Origin of the sequence: Curtobacterium sp. MCLR17_040 (assembly GCF_003234735.1) — a bacterium.
GTDB lineage: Bacteria > Actinomycetota > Actinomycetes > Actinomycetales > Microbacteriaceae > Curtobacterium > Curtobacterium flaccumfaciens.
In genome coordinates this window covers 118,241-134,891 of record NZ_QKTE01000007.1, presented here as the reverse complement: position 1 = coordinate 134,891, position 16,651 = coordinate 118,241, and the positions used below count along the sequence as shown (strand labels likewise).

General features: G+C 70.4%; 17 protein-coding genes and 4 tRNA genes. 6 read left to right on the top strand and 15 right to left on the bottom strand.

Going from position 1 to position 16,651, the window contains the following annotated elements; all coding sequences use genetic code 11:
- Positions 1 to 19: 19 nt before the first annotated feature.
- Positions 20 to 703 (top strand): YqaJ viral recombinase family protein, encoded by a 684-nt coding sequence (locus DEJ01_RS08665; RefSeq protein ID WP_071406321.1) that lies wholly within the window; start codon positions 20 to 22, stop codon positions 701 to 703.
- Here the strand turns inward: DEJ01_RS08665 and DEJ01_RS08660 are convergent.
- The 6 genes from DEJ01_RS08660 to DEJ01_RS08635 all read right to left on the bottom strand — a co-directional run bounded on the left by DEJ01_RS08660 (position 700) and on the right by DEJ01_RS08635 (position 4,335).
- Positions 700 to 1,308, bottom strand: coding sequence for a Pr6Pr family membrane protein (locus tag DEJ01_RS08660; protein ID WP_071406320.1), 609 nt, complete (start codon positions 1,306 to 1,308; stop codon positions 700 to 702). The genes DEJ01_RS08665 and DEJ01_RS08660 overlap by 4 nt on opposite strands.
- A gap of 101 nt (positions 1,309 to 1,409) precedes the next feature.
- The gene (rplA, locus tag DEJ01_RS08655; RefSeq protein WP_017888639.1) at positions 1,410 to 2,099 is read right to left on the bottom strand and encodes a 50S ribosomal protein L1; all 690 of its coding nucleotides are present in this window, start codon (positions 2,097 to 2,099) and stop codon (positions 1,410 to 1,412) included.
- A gap of 90 nt (positions 2,100 to 2,189) precedes the next feature.
- Positions 2,190 to 2,621, bottom strand: a complete 432-nt coding sequence (gene rplK / locus DEJ01_RS08650) for a 50S ribosomal protein L11 (protein WP_017888638.1) — start codon at positions 2,619 to 2,621, stop codon at positions 2,190 to 2,192.
- Positions 2,622 to 2,779: 158 nt separating this feature from the next.
- A complete protein-coding gene (gene nusG, locus DEJ01_RS08645) occupies positions 2,780 to 3,829 on the bottom strand; it encodes a transcription termination/antitermination protein NusG (protein WP_071406319.1) in 1,050 nt (349 codons plus the stop codon).
- A 134-nt stretch (positions 3,830 to 3,963) separates the two neighbouring features.
- Complete coding sequence (gene secE / locus DEJ01_RS08640; RefSeq protein WP_371830607.1) at positions 3,964 to 4,227, bottom strand: preprotein translocase subunit SecE; 264 nt, start codon at positions 4,225 to 4,227, stop codon at positions 3,964 to 3,966.
- 35 nt (positions 4,228 to 4,262) lie between these two features.
- Positions 4,263 to 4,335, bottom strand: a tRNA-Trp gene (locus DEJ01_RS08635).
- Between the two features lie 151 nt (positions 4,336 to 4,486).
- Between DEJ01_RS08635 and DEJ01_RS08630 the strand changes: the two genes are divergently transcribed.
- Positions 4,487 to 5,713 (top strand): pyridoxal phosphate-dependent aminotransferase, encoded by a 1,227-nt coding sequence (locus DEJ01_RS08630; protein ID WP_111092737.1) that lies wholly within the window; start codon positions 4,487 to 4,489, stop codon positions 5,711 to 5,713.
- A gap of 117 nt (positions 5,714 to 5,830) precedes the next feature.
- Here the strand turns inward: DEJ01_RS08630 and DEJ01_RS08625 are convergent, their stop codons facing one another.
- Genes DEJ01_RS08625 through DEJ01_RS08615 form a run of 3 tightly spaced genes read right to left on the bottom strand, consistent with a single transcriptional unit; the run spans position 5,831 to position 7,733 of the window.
- On the bottom strand, positions 5,831 to 6,859 hold the full coding sequence (locus DEJ01_RS08625) for a UDP-N-acetylmuramate dehydrogenase (protein WP_111092736.1): 1,029 nt from the start codon (positions 6,857 to 6,859) through the stop codon (positions 5,831 to 5,833).
- Between the two features lie 2 nt (positions 6,860 to 6,861).
- A complete protein-coding gene (locus tag DEJ01_RS08620; protein ID WP_027466539.1) occupies positions 6,862 to 7,287 on the bottom strand; it encodes a MaoC/PaaZ C-terminal domain-containing protein in 426 nt (141 codons plus the stop codon).
- Entirely contained in the window at positions 7,284 to 7,733 is a 450-nt protein-coding gene (locus tag DEJ01_RS08615) for a MaoC family dehydratase N-terminal domain-containing protein (RefSeq protein ID WP_084741396.1), read from the bottom strand. Before DEJ01_RS08615 ends, DEJ01_RS08620 begins: the two co-directional genes overlap by 4 nt.
- A 131-nt stretch (positions 7,734 to 7,864) precedes the next feature.
- Between DEJ01_RS08615 and DEJ01_RS08610 the strand changes: the two genes are divergently transcribed.
- Positions 7,865 to 8,263, top strand: a complete 399-nt coding sequence (locus tag DEJ01_RS08610; RefSeq protein WP_071406316.1) for a hypothetical protein — start codon at positions 7,865 to 7,867, stop codon at positions 8,261 to 8,263.
- Positions 8,264 to 8,374: 111 nt separating this feature from the next.
- Entirely contained in the window at positions 8,375 to 10,270 is a 1,896-nt protein-coding gene (locus DEJ01_RS08605; protein ID WP_111092735.1) for an ABC transporter ATP-binding protein, read from the top strand.
- A 93-nt stretch (positions 10,271 to 10,363) separates the two neighbouring features.
- On the opposite strand, the gene DEJ01_RS08600 is transcribed toward DEJ01_RS08605, so the two are convergent.
- The 5 genes from DEJ01_RS08600 to DEJ01_RS08575 form a co-directional block, all read right to left on the bottom strand.
- Positions 10,364 to 10,437: transfer RNA gene (locus DEJ01_RS08600), tRNA-Met, on the bottom strand.
- Between the two features lie 32 nt (positions 10,438 to 10,469).
- Positions 10,470 to 10,541: transfer RNA gene (locus DEJ01_RS08595), tRNA-Thr, on the bottom strand.
- A gap of 93 nt (positions 10,542 to 10,634) precedes the next feature.
- Positions 10,635 to 11,792: a M23 family metallopeptidase gene (locus DEJ01_RS08590; protein ID WP_111046785.1), complete on the bottom strand. Its 1,158-nt coding sequence runs from the start codon at positions 11,790 to 11,792 to the stop codon at positions 10,635 to 10,637.
- Positions 11,793 to 11,940: 148 nt separating this feature from the next.
- Positions 11,941 to 12,771: an inositol monophosphatase family protein gene (locus tag DEJ01_RS08580; protein ID WP_111092732.1), complete on the bottom strand. Its 831-nt coding sequence runs from the start codon at positions 12,769 to 12,771 to the stop codon at positions 11,941 to 11,943.
- Between the two features lie 58 nt (positions 12,772 to 12,829).
- A tRNA-Tyr gene (locus DEJ01_RS08575) sits at positions 12,830 to 12,914 on the bottom strand.
- 223 nt (positions 12,915 to 13,137) lie between these two features.
- Here DEJ01_RS08575 and DEJ01_RS08570 point away from each other — a divergent pair.
- Positions 13,138 to 13,626, top strand: coding sequence for a YajQ family cyclic di-GMP-binding protein (locus DEJ01_RS08570; protein ID WP_017888627.1), 489 nt, complete (start codon positions 13,138 to 13,140; stop codon positions 13,624 to 13,626).
- Between the two features lie 33 nt (positions 13,627 to 13,659).
- The gene (gene cls, locus DEJ01_RS08565; RefSeq protein ID WP_111092731.1) at positions 13,660 to 15,120 is read left to right on the top strand and encodes a cardiolipin synthase; all 1,461 of its coding nucleotides are present in this window, start codon (positions 13,660 to 13,662) and stop codon (positions 15,118 to 15,120) included.
- A 411-nt stretch (positions 15,121 to 15,531) separates the two neighbouring features.
- Here the strand turns inward: cls and DEJ01_RS08560 are convergent, their stop codons facing one another.
- Positions 15,532 to 16,647, bottom strand: a complete 1,116-nt coding sequence (locus tag DEJ01_RS08560) for a heparan-alpha-glucosaminide N-acetyltransferase domain-containing protein (RefSeq protein WP_111092730.1) — start codon at positions 16,645 to 16,647, stop codon at positions 15,532 to 15,534.
- Between the last annotated feature and the right edge of the window lie 4 nt (positions 16,648 to 16,651).

The window sequence follows — 16,651 nt, the reverse complement described above, 5'->3', positions numbered from 1 at the left end:
TCGGGGGGACAATCGTCGGGTGACGATCGTGCAGCCCACCCTGTGGGGCGACCTGGACCCCGGTCTGGAGGCGCATCCCGCCCCCGGTACGCCGGTCCCGGCTGCGCGTGATGCGTTCACCGCCCTGCGTGGCCACACCGAGCGCATCGTCGCGCACTCCTCGGACCGCGTCGCCTGGCTCCGCGCCCGCGCCATGGGCATCACCGCCACCGACGTCGCCCGGCTGGCCTCACTGCGCGCCGTCGAGGCCGTCGTCACCGAGAAGCGCTACGGCTCCCGGTTCTCCGGCAACGCGTTCACCGAGCACGGCAAGGACCGCGAACCGGTCATCGCCGCCTGGGTGGCCGCCACCCACGGCATCCAGCCCTCGGCACACCTCTTCCACGCCGCTGCGAACCGCGCCCACCTCGCCACCCCGGACGGCGTCGGGGTCGACGAGTCGTCCCGCGTGGTGCTCGCCGAGATCAAGACCACCGGCAAGGCCTGGCGGAGCATCCCCCGGCACTACCTCCGGCAGATCTGGTGGCAGCAGTACGTGCTCGGTGCCGACCGCACCCTGTTCGTCTGGGAACGCCACGACGGGTTCGTGCCGGTCGCCGACGAACCCGAGTGCCGCTGGGTCGACCGCGACGACGACCAGATCCGCGGGCTCGTGCAGCTCGCCGACCTGGTGCTCGACAAGCTCCGCGGCTTCCGCTCCTAGACCTTCACCAGCCGCAGCCGACTCATCCCGACGACGAGGATGCCGAGCAGCGTGATCGAGACCGCGATCCCGACCACGTAGATCGCGACGACGCCGTAGCCCTGCGCCGGATCAAGGAACGGGTACGGCACCCACCCGTCGGTCGCGCCGCGGACGAGCACCACGGTGGTCCAGACCGCCGGGTAGAGCAGGAACCACCACACGTGGCGGAGCAGCAGCCGTGCGCGGTCCGAGAACAGCAGCCAGTCGAGCACCGCGTACACCGGGATGATCTTGTGCACGATGTCGTTCGACCACGGCACCGAGGCCGACACGTTCGCGCCGGTGAGCAGCGTGTTGTAGACGATGCCGGTCGTCGCGATGTACACCGTCGCGGCGCCACGGAGCACCGAGACGGCGAGGTCCGCCCGCTTGCGACGGGCTGCGGCGACGAGCGTCACCGCGAGGGCCACGGCGATGATCAGGTTCGACTGGATCGTGAAGTAGCCGAAGAAGTTCCAGAACGAGTAGGTCGGGGTCTGCGAGCTCTCGAGCCACTGCGCCACGACCGCGACGACGATGGCGATGACGGCGATCAGTCGGAGCGAGTTCACGAGGGTGCGCACCCCACCACGTTATCGGGACACGCGCCCCACATGCGGAAAGGACCCGCACCGTTGCCGGTGCGGGCCCTTCCATGGGTCGGAGGACCCGTGAGTCAGTGGACTCAGATGCTGTTGACGTCCAGCGGGATGCCGGGGCCGAAGGTCGTCGAGACGGCGCCCTTCATGACGTAACGGCCCTTCGAGGACGACGGCTTGAGGCGGTTGATCTCCTCGAGCGCGGTCGAAATGTTCTCGTCGAGCTGCTCCGGCGTGAACGAGGCCTTGCCGACGACGAAGTGCACGTTGGCGTGCTTGTCGACGCGGAACTCGATCTTGCCGCCCTTGATGTCGTTGACGGCCTGCGCCACGTTCGGGGTCACGGTGCCGGTCTTCGGGTTCGGCATGAGGCCACGCGGGCCGAGCACCTTACCGAGACGACCGACCTTGCCCATGAGCTCCGGGGTCGAGACGGCGGAGTCGAACGAGGTGTAGCCCTCGGCGACCTTGGCGATGAGCTCGTCGCCACCGACCTCGTCGGCACCGGCGGCGATGGCGGCCTCAGCAGCCGCACCCGTCGCGAAGACGATGACGCGGGCGGTCTTGCCCGTGCCGTGCGGCAAGATGACCGTGCCGCGGACCATCTGGTCGGCCTTGCGGGGGTCCACGCCGAGCTTCAGCGCGACCTCGACCGTGGAGTCGGTCTTCGAGGAACCGGTCTCCTTGGCCAGGGCGACGGCCTCGGTCGGGGTGTAGAACTTGTCGGCCTCGATCTTCGCGGCCGCGGCCTGGTAGGCCTTGGACTTCTTCGCCATGGTGGTCTCCTTGCGAGATACGTGGTTGGCGAGCCGGCGAGGCTCTCCCACGGAAAGGTGTCTGGTGGTGGGCCGGAGCCCGATCGGTGCTTAGGCCTCGACCGTGATGCCCATCGAGCGTGCGGTGCCGGCGATGATCTTCGCGGCCTGCTCGATGTCGTTGGCGTTCAGGTCGGCCTGCTTGGTCTCGGCGATCTGACGGACCTGGTCCATCGAGATCTTCGCGACCTTGACCGTGTGCGGGGTCGAGGACCCCTTCTGCACACCAGCAGCCTTCTTGATGAGCTCAGCGGCCGGCGGGGTCTTCAGGACGAACGTGAACGAACGGTCCTCGTAGACGGTGATCTCGACCGGCACGACGTTGCCACGCTGCGACTCGGTCGCCGCGTTGTACGCCTTGCAGAACTCCATGATGTTGACGCCGTGCTGACCGAGCGCCGGACCGATCGGGGGGGCCGGGTTGGCGGCTCCCGCGTTGATCTGCAGCTTGATCAGGCCCGTGACCTTCTTCTTCGGTGCCATGACTTGTCTTCCTCCTGGAATCGAACACACGGGGATCCGTGCACTCTCCCGCTGGTCCGGCCGTTCCGGACAGCGGTGAAGGCCCGCTCGCACGAGGCGCGCGGGCCCAAACCCGTTCAGTGTAGTCGATCTCGGTGATCGCTACAGCTGGGTGGTCGCTAGAGCTTGGTGACCTGGTCGAAGCTGAGCTCGACCGGGGTCTCGCGCTCGAACAGCGAGACGAGGACGGTGAGCTTGCCGCTCTCCGGCTTGATCTCCGAGATCGAACCCGGCAGGCCCGCGAACGAGCCTTCCTTGATGGTGATCGTCTCGCCGATCTCGAAGTCGACCTCGGCCGCGGGCTGTGCCTGCAGGCCGCTGCCCTTCGCGCCACCCTTGGTCGGGGCGGCCTCGGCGACCTGCACGAGGGACTTGAGCATGCCGAACGCCTCGTCGAAACGGAGCGGCGTCGGGTTGTGCGCGTTGCCGACGAAGCCGGTGACGCCCGGGGTGTGCCGGACGACGGACCACGAGTCCTCGTTGAGGTCCATGCGGACGAGCACGTACGAGGGGATCCGGACGCGGGTGACCAGCTTGCGCTGCCCGTTCTTGATCTCGACGACGTCCTCCATCGGGACCTCGACCTGGTAGATGTAGTCCTCCATCGACATCGAGACCATGCGGTTCTCGATGTTCGACTTCACGCGGCGCTCGAAGCCCGCGTAGGAGTGGATGACGTACCACTTGCCCGGCTTCATCCGCAGCTCGGCCTTGAAGGCCTCGTACGGGTCGACCTCGGCGGGCTCGTCGTCCTCGTCCTCGGCGTCGAGTGCCTCGTCGGCGGCGAGCGTCTCGTTCGCCTCGGCGGCGGTCTCGGACTCGAGTTCGACTTCTTCCTCGTCCTCGACGGCCTCGACGGCGGCCTCGGCCTCGTCGGTGGAGTCGATCTCGAGGGCGTCGTCCACGACGGCGTCAGCCTCGGGGTCGCGGGCTTCCTGCAGGGCCGTCAGTGCTTCGTCGAGGCCGGCGTCGACGGTGCCGTCGTCGGGCTCGGAGCTGAGGCCGAGGGACTCGTCGTCGTCGCCCTCGATCGAGATCGCACGCTCTTCAGCGGACTCGACGGAGCGTCCTTCGCCGGTCTCGACGTCGCCTTCCTGGTTCTCCTCGACCTCGGAGGACTGCTCGGCAGCCGTCGCGAGGTCGATGTCATCGCGGGAGTTGTCAGACACAGTCGATTCTTTCCGTTCGGTGGTTCGGGTCGGGGTGGCGTTCGTTCATGGTCACGAGCGACGCCGTCACGATCGACGCCGTCTCGGGCGACCGTACTCCTCGGAACGACCGCACACGGCAGTCGACGTCGGGGTCAGGCCGTGGGCCCGTTGCCGAAGACGTACCCGACGCCGAGACCGAACACGAAGTCGAGGATCGACACCAGGATCATCATGACGACGACGAACACGAGCACGACGCCCGTGTAGCTGAAGAGTTCCTTGCGGGTCGGCGTCACGACCTTGCGCAGTTCGCCGATCACCTGGCGGATGAAGAGCACGATGGCAGCGATGGGCCCGCGGCGCTCGGCCCGGTCCTGCTTCGCCTTGGCGACGACGTCGTCCGCCGTCGTCTCCATGTCTTTGCTCGCCAACTTCTACCCTTCCAGAGTTGCAGGGCGGACAGGACTCGAACCTGCAACCTGCGGTTTTGGAGACCGCTGCTCTACCAATTGAGCCACCGCCCTTCGGACACGGTTCGTCACCGATCCGCGTTCCGGTGGACGAGTCTACGGGAGTCCGTCACACGGTGTCCACTTGGCCCCTTCCACGGCGTGCCGCGCCGGTAGGCTGGGCCCCGTGAGCACCGCAGCCCCAGGCCCCGAGTCCACCGCCCACGTGTCCGTCGACACCCCCGCCACCGCGCCGGTCGATCGTCCGCGCATCGCATCCCGCATCGCGGCCATCGCCGAGTCCGCGACGCTCAAGGTCGACGCGAAGGCCAAGGCACTCAAGGCCGCCGGTCGTCCAGTGATCTCGTTCGCCGCCGGTGAGCCGGACTTCGCGACCCCGCAGCACGTGGTCGACGCGGCCGTCGCTGCCGCGCAGGACCCGAAGAACCACCGCTACACGCCCGCGACGGGCCTGCCCGAACTCAAGCAGGCCATCGCCGACAAGACCGCCCGGGTGTCCGGCGTCAGCGTCGAGCCGTCGCAGGTCATCGTCACGAACGGTGGCAAGCAGGCGGTCTACCAGGCGTTCCAGACCATCGTCGACGCCGGCGACGAGGTCCTGCTGCCCGCGCCGTACTGGACCACCTACCCCGAGGCCATCCGGCTCGCCGGCGGCGAGCCCGTCGAGGTCTTCGCCGGCAGCGACCAGGACTACCTGGTGACCGTCGAGCAGCTCGAGGCCGCCCGAACCCCGGCGACCAAGGCGCTGCTGTTCTGCTCGCCGTCGAACCCCACGGGCGCCGTGTACTCCGCCGAGCAGACGCGGGCGATCGGCGAGTGGGCGCTCGAGCACGGCATCTGGGTGATCAGCGACGAGATCTACCAGGACCTGGTCTACGACGGGGTCCGGTTCGCCGGCATCCTGGCGGAGGTCCCCGCCCTCGCCGACACCACGATCCTGGTGAACGGCGTCGCGAAGACCTACGCGATGACCGGCTGGCGCGTCGGGTGGTTCATCGGCCCGGCCGACGCCGTCAAGGCCGCGTCGAACCTGCAGTCGCACCTGTCGTCGAACGTCTCGAACGTGTCGCAGCGCGCCGCGATCGCCGCCCTCACCGGTCCGCAGGAGCCCGTCGCCGCCATGCGCGAGGCCTTCGACCGCCGACGGAAGGCCATCGTCGACGGTCTCAACGCGATCCCGGGATTCCGCACGCCGACCCCGCAGGGCGCCTTCTACGTCTACCCGGACGTCACCGCACTGCTCGGTCGCGAGTGGGCCGGCACCACCCCGACGACCACGCTCGAGCTGGCAGACCTGATCCTCGAGCACGCCGAGGTCGCGGTCGTGCCGGGTGAGGCCTTCGGCCCCTCCGGCTACCTGCGCCTGTCGTACGCCCTGGGCGACGACGACATCGCCGAGGGCGTCGCCCGGCTGGCGGCGTTCTTCGCGTAGACGCTGCGCCCACGACACCCCGCGGAACGAAGAACGGGCCACCTCGTCGAGGTGGCCCGTTCTGCGTGCCGGGAGGCCCGTGGTGCGTCGTGCTCGTCCGTCCCGTCGCGCGGACGATCAGCCGAGCAGGTCCCCCACCACGACGGGTTCCGGGACGAGCGAGACACCGAAGCGGTTCAGGACGGTCACCTGCACGAACCGTGCGAGCTCGGCCACCTGCGCCGCCGTCGCCCCGCCGCGGTTCGTGAGCGCGAGGGTGTGCTTGGACGAGATCGCCGCGCGGGAGCCCGGCACCGCGTACCCGCGGTGCACGCCAGCGTGCTCGATGAGCCACGCGGCACTGAGCTTGACGTCGTCGCCCGCGGGCCACCGGGGCGCATCCGCCGGCAGGGTCTCGGCGAACGCCGGCGAGACGATCGGGTTCGTGAAGAACGACCCGGCGCTCCAGGTGTCGTGGTCGTCCCCGTCGAGCACCATGCCCTTCGAGCCGCGCAGCCGCAGGACCTCGTCGCGGACGGTCGTGGGTGGCACGAGCGCACCGAGCTCGACCCCAAGCGAACCGGCGAGCTGCGCGTAGCGCACGGGCACGCCGTGCTCGCCCGCGAGTCCGAGTCGGAACTCGACCGTCAGCACGACACCGCGCCGACCGTGCTTGAGGGTCGACGTGCGGTAGCCGAGCGCCAGCTCGGCTGCCGGGACCCACGCGCGCTCCCCCGTGGCCGCATCGAGGAACTCGACGCGGGTGAGCACGTCGGCGAGTTCGACCCCGTAGGCGCCGATGTTCTGCACCGGGGACGCACCGACGGTGCCCGGGATGCCGCTGAGGGCCTCCAGGCCGGTCCAGCCGTTCGCGACGGTCGTGGCGACGAACGGGTCCCACGGTTCCCCCGCGGCGACGCGGACGGTGACGCCGTCGGCGTCGCGGTCGGCGTCGACGCCCGTCGTCCGGACCAGCACGACGGTGCCGTCGAAGCCCTGGTCGGCGACCAGCAGGTTGCTGCCGCCGCCGAGGACGAGCCACTCGTGGTCGTCGAAGGCGTCGAGTGCGTGGGCGACGAGTTCATCGGTCGTCTCGGCCGTGAGCAGCCGGGTGGCGGCCCCGCCGACGCGGAGCGTCGTCAGGTCGGCCAGCACCGGCTCGGACACGGTCAGCGGAACACCACCGTGACCTGCGCCTTGCCGAGCACGGTCTGCCCGGCGGCGGTCACGGTGAGGTCGATGCGCTTCGGCCGGCCGTCCTCGTCGACGGTGCCGACCTTCGCGACGATGCCGACGGTGGCACCCTGCTCCGGGTCGACGACGACGGGGCGCGTGAAGCGGACGCCGTAGCCCGCGACCCAGCCGCTGTCGCCGAGCCACTCGGCGACCGGCTGCACGGCGATGCCCATCGTGAGCATGCCGTGGGCGAGCACACCGGGCAGGCCGACCGAGGCGGCGACGTCGTCGCGGTAGTGGATCGGGTTGAAGTCGCCCGAGGCGCCGGCGTACCGGACGAGCGAGTCGCGCGTGATGTGCACGTCGCGCTCGGCGACGACGGTGCCGACCTCGAGCGCGGTGGCGGGTGCGGCGGTCATGCGTCGTCTCCTCGGACCACGAGGGTGGAGGTCGCCGTGACGACGTGCTCCCCCTCGGCGTCGTTCATGGTGCTCTGGGCGGTGACCATCGCGTTGCCGCCGAGGGTCTTCACGCTGGTGACCGTCAGGGTCGCGGTGAGCTCGTCACCGGCGACGATCGGCCGGTCGTAGGTGAAGGACTGCTCGCCGTGGACGACGCGGGAGAAGTCGATGCCGGCGTCGGGCTCGTTCAGGAGCTGCGCGAGCGTGGCCTCCTGCACGACGACGGCGAACGTCGGGGGTGCGACCACGTCGTCGTAGCCGGCGGCACGTGCGGCGTCCGGGTCGTGGTGGACGGGGTTGGTCGCGAAGACCGCACGCGAGAACTCGCGCACCTTCTCGCGGCCGACCAGGTAGGGCTGGGCCGGCGGGAACGTCCTGCCGACGAGCTCGGGGTTCACTGACACCACGGCAGTCTACCGAGGCCCGTCCGGAGGCCGGTGATCGATGAGGACGCTTCAGCTAGACTGTCTGAGACCGATTCGGGGGAATCGGGGCGTGCCGTGCGGCACGGGTTCGTTCGGGACGGGGAGGGCCGATGGACACCACGACGGAGTTCGCCGTGCACACGGGAGACCGGTGCACCGCCATGGAGGTCGCGGCCGCCGCGCTGCGCCGCACGGGCCACCACGTCGAGTCGACAGGTGGCACGATGACCGCGACGGCGGGCAGCCGGACGCTCACGATCCTGCTCGGCGCGCTCGTCCAGCCGGCCCGGGAGTACCGCCGGTACGAGCTGTCGACCGTCGTGGACGGTGCCACCACCACGATCACCCTGCGCCGGGCCGGGCACGGCACGGCCGTGTCGGGCGGCAGCATCGGAGCGAACCGGCGACGGGCCGCCTGGCAGCAGGTCACCGCCGCGGTCGAGGACGCGTTCCGTGCGGCCGGGGTGCTCGCGACGCGGACGGACACCGGCTCCCACCGCACGCAGTAGGCGGCCGGACGGCCTCCGGCGGGTGGCCGCGCGGCGCACCGCCACGGGAGCGGTCACCGGGGACCCGGCCAGCCATCTAGGTTGGGCCCGGGGCCCCGGAAAGGAACCGCCATGAGCATGGAGAGCGCAGCCTGGAGCTCGCTGTACAAGATCTCGTCCGCGCAGGGCGGCAAGCACGGGTTCTCCCGCGCGTCCGTCCGGCGGATCCTGACGTTCGCGGTGCCGTACCGGGCGAAGCTGCTGGTCTTCATCGGTCTCTCCGTCGTCGGCGCCTTCCTCGCGGTCGCGACGCCGGTCCTCGCCGGTCAGGTCGTCGACGTCATCGTCGCCCGCGGTGAGGTCGCGACGATCGTCCGGCTGGCCGTGGTCATCGCCCTGGTGGCCGTGGCCGACGCCGCCGTGTCGCTGACGACGCGGTGGTACTCGGCGCGGATCGGCGAGGGCGTGATCCTGGACCTCCGGACGGCCGTCTTCGACCACGTGCAGAAGATGCCCATCGCGTTCTTCACCCGCACCCGGACCGGTGCGCTCGTGAGCCGCCTCAACAACGACGTGATCGGCGCCCAGCAGGCCTTCAGCGGCACGCTGTCCGGCGTGGTAACGAACCTCGTGGCGCTGGTCCTCACCCTGATCGTCATGCTCAGCACCTCGTGGCTCGTGACGGTGCTCGCCGTCGTCATGCTCCCGGTGTTCCTGGTCCCCGCGCGCCGGATGGGGAGCCGCCTCGCCGCACTGCGTCGCGAGGCCGCCGACCACAACTCCGCGATGAGCACCCAGATGACCGAGCGCTTCTCGGCACCCGGCGCCACCCTCGTCAAGCTGTTCGGCCGACCCGACGAAGAGGCCGAGGAGTTCCGTGTCCGCGCCGCCCGGGTCCGCGACATCGGGGTCCGGACCGCGATGCTGCAGTTCGTCTTCTTCACCGCGCTCATGCTCGTCTCCGCGCTCGCCCTCGCGCTCGTCTACGGGCTCGGCGGCTTCCTCGCGCTCGCCGGCCGCCTGGACACCGGCGAGGTCGTCACCCTGGCGCTCCTGCTCACCCGGCTCTACGCACCGCTGACGAGCCTGGCGAACGCCCGGGTCGAGATCATGAGCGCCGTGGTCAGCTTCGAGCGCGTCTTCGAGGTGCTCGACCTCGAACCGCTCATCCAGGAGCAGCCGGACGCGGTCACCATCGCCGACGGGCCGGTCTCCGTCGAGTTCGACGACGTCCGGTTCGCCTACCCGTCCGCCGACAAGGTGTCCCTCGCCTCGCTCGAGGAGGTCGCGACGCTCGACACCCGCGGCGGCGAGGAGGTGCTGCACGGCCTGTCCTTCCGGATCGAACCGGGGCAGACCGTCGCCCTGGTCGGCTCGTCCGGGGCCGGCAAGTCCACGGTCGCGCAGCTGCTCTCGCGCCTGTACGACGTCGACAGCGGCGCGGTGCGTCTGGCCGGGATGGACGTCCGCGACGTCACCTTCGCCTCGATGCGGCACACCCTCGGCATGGTGACGCAGGACGGCCACCTGTTCCACGAGACCATCCGCTCCAACCTGCGGTTCGCCCGGCCCGAGGCGTCCGACGACGAGGTGTGGGACGCCGTCCGCCGTGCGCGACTCGAGCCGCTCATCCGGTCCCTCCCCGACCAGCTGGACACCATGGTGGGTGAACGCGGCTACCGGCTCTCCGGGGGCGAGCGCCAGCGGATGACGATCGCCCGGCTCCTGCTCGCCCAGCCGCGCGTCGTCATCCTCGACGAGGCGACGGCGGCGCTCGACTCGACCTCCGAGGCAGCGGTGCAGGCAGCACTCGGCGAGGCGCTCGAGGGACGGACGGCGATGGTGATCGCGCACCGGCTCTCCACGATCCGCAGCGCGGACGTGATCCTGGTCGTCGAGGACGGCTCGATCGTGGAGCGGGGCACGCACGACGAACTGCTGGCCGCGGGTGGCCGGTACGAGGAGCTGCACCGCACCCAGTTCGCCGCGCAGGAGAACGTCGAGGCCGACGTGCCGGCGGCGGACTGAACGCGCGGCGGGTCGGCCCCGGCAATCGAAGTAGGGCCGGCAACAGAGAAGGCCCCCTGACCCAGGGGATCCTGGACGAGAGGGCCTTGCGTGTAGCGAGGGCGGGACTTGAACCCGCGACCCCACGATTATGAGTCGTGTGCTCTAACCAACTGAGCTACCCCGCCAGAGATCCGGAGCGACACGCGCACCGGGTCGGAGCCCCGAGTCAGGATTGAACTGACGACCCCCTCCTTACCATGGAGGTGCTCTACCACTGAGCTATCGGGGCGATGTGCCGCGAACGGCACCACACGAGGATAGCAGACCTCCGACGCTGCTCCGGAACCGGGCGAGACGCCCGGGCGTGCCGCGTCGTGGGCCGCTAGTTCGCGTTGGTCTTGAGCCACGCCAGCGGGTCCACCGGGACCCCGTCGACGTGCACCTCGAGGTGCAGGTGCGGGCCCGTGGAGTTGCCCGTGCTGCCGACGAGGCCGAGGATGTCGCCGACCTCGACGTGCTGGCCGGTGACCACCTTGAAGGAGTTGTCCTCCATGTGGCCGTAGACGCTGACGAACTGCTTGCCGTCGACGTCGTGCTCGACCCAGACGTCGTTGCCGAAGCCGCCGTCGTTCGCCTGCACCTTGATGACGGTCCCGGCCGCGATGACGCCGATCGGGGTGCCCTCGCCCGGGGCGAAGTCGACGCCCATGTGGTTCGTCGAGCAGAACGAGCACCCGGCGACCTGGCGTCCGCCGAAGCCCGAGGTGATCGGGACACCGGTCAGGAACGGCCACTGGATCGTGCCGGTCGGGTCGTTCGTGAAGCTGGAGGAGTCGACGTTCGCGTACTGCGTGGCGTCCGAGACCGTGAACTGGTCACGGGCGGTCGACCCGTCAGCAGCGGCACCGACCTGCATCGACTGGGTGGCACCCGAGCTGGCACGGGCCGCGGTCGAGCCGGACTCGGGCACCCAGAGCGCCTGGGCCGGCAGCGAGGTCGACACGACCAGGCCGGCCGCGAAGAGCAGGGCGCCGACCGCGGTCACACGGGAGGCCGACCGGCGGAACGACGCACCACGCTTCGGGGCCGGTGCGCTGACGGGGGTGCTGGAACGGATGTGACGGGTCGCGCGGTCGACCGGGGCCGTCGGCGCCGGACGGCTGCTGCGACGACGCGACGCGGGGACCTGCCCAGCGACCCGACGCGGCTGCGACACCGAGGCAGCGCGAGCGGCCGGCTGCGCGTGCACGACGGGCGACGTGGGGGCCGGCGGCGTCACGATCCGGGAGGCCGGGCGCACGGGTGACGCCGGTGCGAGGTCGATCGGCGACACGGGGGCCGCGGGGGTTCCCGGCGTGACCGCACCGATCACGTCGTCGAAGCTCGGACCCGTCGAGTCGTGCGCCTCCTGCACCACGACCGCGCCCTTCGCCGCGGCTCGCTCTGCCTCGATCCGAGCGCGTCGGGTCTGGTGGACGACCGGGGTGGCGGCGTCGACGGAACCGTCGGTGGGAGCGGACGACAGAGGAGTACGGGGCATGCGTGCGGTGGCGATCCTGATCGGAGAAGGGCTCACTCGTTGGTAACGAGCAGGTAACGGGACCTGAGCACGCTAGCAGGAGACGTCGCAGGTCGCCAGTCGTGGTCATGTCCTCCCGGCACCCCCGGACCTGGGGTTCGGCGCACCCTCAGGCCCGCACGGCTCCGAGTGCACCGGCTTCGAGCCCACGCACCAGGGCCTCGAGTTCGTCGGCGACGGCGGGGCTCGCGAAGAGGAAGGAGCGGGTCCCCCCGGCCTCCCAGATGCCGATCGCCGCGCCGGCCTCCTGCGCGACGAGGGCCCCGCCCGCCATGTCCCACGGGTTGATCCCGCGCTCGTAGTACGCGTCCACCACGCCCGCACCGACGGCGCAGCAGTCGAGCGACGCCGCTCCCCCGCGGCGGATGTCCCGCACCTCGCCGATGAGTCCGGCGAGCACCGCGACCTGCTCCCGGCGACGGTCGGCCGTGTACCCGAACCCGGTGGCGACGAGCGTCTCGGCGAGCGAACCAGGCGCGGCGACGGACAACGGTTCCCCGTCACGGGTCGCGCCCTGGCCGACCGCCGCCCGGAAGACGGTGCCCGTCGCCGGCGCCACGACGACGCCCGCGATCGGCTCCCAGGTCATCGGGTCGGGTGCTCCGCGCACGACGCCGATGCTCACGCCGTACTCGGCGCTGCCGTACAGGTAGTTGACCGTGCCGTCGATCGGGTCCACCACCCACGTGATGCCCGAGGCGCCGGAGGCCGACCCGGACTCCTCGCCGTGGAAGGCGTCGTCCGGTCGGGCCTCGGCGATGCGGGCGCGGATGAGTGCCTCGACCTCACGGTCGGCGGCCGTGACCACGTCGACGATGCTCGACTTCCGGTCCGCGACCTCGACCCCCTCGGCGCGGCGCCGTGCGGCCAGCGCCGCTGCGTCACGGGCGATCGACTCGGCGAGGTCGGCGAACTGGGACGGGGTGAGGTCGGATGCCATGCACCCATCCTCCCGGAAACACCATCGGCCCCGTCCGCAGTGGACGGGGCCGATCAGATGGTGGCAAGTGAGGGATTCGAACCCCCGAAGGCTACGCCGGCTGATTTACAGTCAGATCCCTTTGGCCGCTTGGGTAACTTGCCATGCGCACCCAGCCGGTGTGATCACCAACCGAAGGCGCGCACAAAAGCATAGCGGATGGCTGACGGTGGTCGTGACCATCGGCCCTGGACGCGACCACGCACCCACCAGGGCCCGCGCACGGGGGCCGAACCGGGCCTCCCTCCCCATCGGCACGGCCCGGACGCCGCTGGCGCGTCGCCCGGGAACCGGCGACGTGGGCCCACCGCCGTTAGGCTGTTCCGCATGGCAGACAGTTCCTTCGACGTGGTCAGCAAGGTCGACAAGATGGAGGCGGAGAACGCCCTCAACCAGGCGGCCAAGGAGATCGAGCAGCGGTACGACTTCAAGGGTGCCGACGCCTCGGTCGCGTTCAGCGGCGAGGACGTCCTCATCAAGGCGAACTCGGAAGAGCGCGCCAAAGCCGTCCTCGACGTGCTGCAGAGCAAGGCGATCAAGCGGAACATCAGCCTGAAGAGCCTCGACGCCGGCGACCCGTACCCCTCCGGCAAGGAGTACCGCATCGAGGTGAAGTTCAAGAACGGCATCGAGCAGGACGTGGCGAAGAAGATCGGCGCGTTCCTGCGGGCCAACGCCCCGAAGACGGTGAAGAGCCAGATCCAGGGCGACGAGCTCCGGGTCTCGTCGAAGAGCCGTGACGACCTGCAGAACACGATCCAGCTCCTCAAGGGTGAAGAGTTCGACGTCCCGTTGCAGTTCATCAACTTCCGCTGACCCGCGGCCCCTGCGAACGACACCCGACACCCCGTGGAGCACTGGCTCAGCGTCGTCATCACCGTCCTGCTCGTCCTGCTGGACCTGGCGATCCGCGTCTTCTCGATCATCTACGTCCCGATCAACCGGAAGCCGCAGACCGCGACGGCGTGGCTGCTCGCGATCTTCCTCATCCCCTACATCGGCTTCATCGTCTTCCTGGTCATCGGGTCGACGAAGCTCCCCCGCGCCCGTCGCGAGAAGCAGACCGAGATCAACGCGTACATCCTCGAGCAGACCGAGGGCATCGAGCGGGTCCGCCGTGACCACCCGTGGCCCGCATGGCTCGAGAGCGTCACGCGGCTGAACCGCGAACTCGGTGCGATGCCGTTGGTCGGTGGCAACTCCGCGGAGCTCTACCCCGACTCCGAGGAGTCCATCGCCGAGATGACCCGGGCGATCGACCAGTCCCGCCGGTTCGTGCACGTCGAGTTCTACATCGCGACGCTCGACGACACCACACGCCCGTTCTTCGAGGCGCTCGCGCGGGCGCAGGCACGGGGCGTCACCGTGCGGTTCCTGCTCGACCACTGGGCGAGCCGCGGCTACCCGGGCTACAAGGACACCCTGGCATTCATGGACCAGGCGGGCATCGAGTGGCACCTGATGCTGCCCCTCCTGCCGCTGCAGGGGAAGTTCCAGCGCCCCGACCTCCGCAACCACCGGAAGATCATGGTGATCGACGGCTCGGTCGCGTTCACCGGCTCGCAGAACCTGATCGACGCGTCGTACGACATCAGGTCCCACATCGAGAAGGGCATGGTCTACAAGGACCTGTTCGCCCGGTTCGAGGGACCGGTCGTCGCCGGGCTCAACGCCCTGTTCGTCACCGACTGGTACAGCGAGACCGACGAGCTGCTGCTGCGTGAGAGCGACCCCGTCCAGCGGGCCGACCGCGGCGACGCGCTCGACTGCCAGGTGGTGCCGTCTGGCCCGGGCTTCGACGGCGAGAACAACCTGCGCCTGTTCAACGCGCTGCTCTACTCGGCGCAGCAGAAGGTCTCGATCACGTCGCCGTACTTCGTGCCGGACGACTCGATGCTCTACGCCATCACCACGACCGCCCAACGGGGGGTCGACGTCGAGCTGTTCGTCGGCGAGATGGGCGACCACGCCATGACCTGGCACGCGCAGCGCTCCTACTACGAGGAACTCCTGCGGGCCGGCGTGCGGATCTGGCTGTACCGCGCGCCGACGATCCTGCACGCCAAGCACTTCACCATCGACGACGAGGTGTCGGTGATCGGGTCGAGCAACATGGACATGCGCTCGTTCAGCCTGAACCTCGAGGTCTCCGTGATGGTGCGCGGTCACCGCTTCGTCGACGCCCTGCGCGAGGTGCAGGACTCCTACAAGGAGCACAGCTTCGAGCTCACGCTCGACGCGTGGGTCGACCGTCCGCGACGTTCCAAGGTCCTCGACAACGTCGCGCGGCTCACGGCGGCGCTGCAGTAGCGGACGCTGTCGCAGCGTCGCAGCGTCGCACCGTGCGTCGTCCTCCACCCGGTGCGACCTTGGCCGCACCGTGCGTCGCGACAGCGGGGCACCCGGCGAGCAAGCCCGCGGCGAACGAACAACCCTGCACCGTGCGGGGCGTTCCGGGCCTGTTCAGGATGCCGTGCGCGACGCGTCGCGCAACCAACCACGCACGGTGCGGACGGGAGGCCCGGGTCGCCTCCGTCGCGCACGGTGCGTCGTACTCCACCCGGTGCGACATTGGCCGCACCGTGCGTCGCGACAGCGGGGCACCCGGCGAGCAAGCCCGCGGCGAACGGACAACCCTGCACCGTGCGGTACGCGCTCCGCGGCTCACGGCGGCGCTGCAGTAGCCCGCCTGGAGGCCCGGTGCGGGTCCGCCAGGTGCGCTCAGCGCATCGGGACGAGGGACGCCACGGCCCCGACCACCCGCTCGAGCGGGCCGCGGCCGAGGAACCGCCGCCACAGCATCGCGAAGACCACCGAGCCGAGGGCGAACCAGCCCCAAGCCTCGGCCGACTCGGGGTACGTCGGCAGCATCGCGATGACCACGAGGTGCCCCGAGTACACCGTCAGCGGCATCGACCCCACGGCCGCCAGGGGGAACGCGATCCGCTCGGCGACGCGCCCGCGGCCGTCGAACACGAGCAGGCAGAGGGCGATCACCGCGACCGCCACCCCGGCTGTGCCGACCACGTCGACGACCGACGACGAGTGGTCGCGCGGGGACAGGAACAGCTGCGCGAGGGCCTGCCCGGGGGTCGAGGCCTCGCCCGCGGACGGGACCCCGGGGAACGCCAGGGCCGCATCGTCGGGCAGCGGGGCGAGGACGGACCCGGCGACGTACGCGGTGGCGGCGACCAGTGCGCCGGACGCCAGGACCAGGATCTGCCGGCCACGGTCCTCCAGGCCGACCCGGGCGACCGCGAGCCCCACCAGGACGTACGCCAGGAAGGTGACCACGGGGTAGACCAGGCCGAGCTGGACGCCGATCATGCCGGCGTCCGCGTAGGCCGGCGCGATCGTCAGCGCGGCGAGCGGCGACAGCAACGCGCAGAGCGCGGCGATGCCGAGCAGCGCCGCCGGGCGGACGCGGAGCACCGGGACCACGAGCAGGAACAGCACCCCGTAGGTCGGCAGGATCACGTACACGGGGGTGTCGAGCGCCATCAGGGCGAACCCGATGACGACGACCACCACGGCGCGGATCGCGAGCCGGGCACGGATGCGGCCGATGGTCGGCGGGCCCGGCGGGTCGGTGCGGCCGCTCGTCAGACCGATCGAGACGCCGGCGAGGACCGCGAACAGCGTGGACGGGCGCCCGTGGGCGACGGCGGTCCAGGTGGCCGGGTCGGTCCAGTCGAGCTGCTCCGCGATGCCGCCGATGTGTGCGGCCATCATGCCGAGCAGCGCGACCGCACGGGCCACGTCGACGCCCTGCAGCCGCATCCCCGACGCGGACGCGCCCCGCACCGCTGTGAACGGGACGGGGCGCGTGCCGGTCATGGTC

Coding starts and splice junctions, on each gene's coding strand:
- rplA (WP_017888639.1), bottom strand. CDS start 2,099: ATGGCGAAGAAGTCCAAGGCCTACCAGGCCGCGGCCGCGAAGATCGAG.
- rplK (WP_017888638.1), bottom strand. CDS start 2,621: ATGGCACCGAAGAAGAAGGTCACGGGCCTGATCAAGCTGCAGATCAAC.
- secE (WP_371830607.1), bottom strand. CDS start 4,227: ATGGAGACGACGGCGGACGACGTCGTCGCCAAGGCGAAGCAGGACCGG.
- DEJ01_RS08620 (WP_027466539.1), bottom strand. CDS start 7,287: ATGACCGCCGCACCCGCCACCGCGCTCGAGGTCGGCACCGTCGTCGCC.
- DEJ01_RS08610 (WP_071406316.1), top strand. CDS start 7,865: ATGGACACCACGACGGAGTTCGCCGTGCACACGGGAGACCGGTGCACC.
- DEJ01_RS08605 (WP_111092735.1), top strand. CDS start 8,375: ATGAGCATGGAGAGCGCAGCCTGGAGCTCGCTGTACAAGATCTCGTCC.
- DEJ01_RS08590 (WP_111046785.1), bottom strand. CDS start 11,792: ATGCCCCGTACTCCTCTGTCGTCCGCTCCCACCGACGGTTCCGTCGAC.
- DEJ01_RS08580 (WP_111092732.1), bottom strand. CDS start 12,771: ATGGCATCCGACCTCACCCCGTCCCAGTTCGCCGACCTCGCCGAGTCG.
- DEJ01_RS08570 (WP_017888627.1), top strand. CDS start 13,138: ATGGCAGACAGTTCCTTCGACGTGGTCAGCAAGGTCGACAAGATGGAG.
- DEJ01_RS08560 (WP_111092730.1), bottom strand. CDS start 16,647: ATGACCGGCACGCGCCCCGTCCCGTTCACAGCGGTGCGGGGCGCGTCC.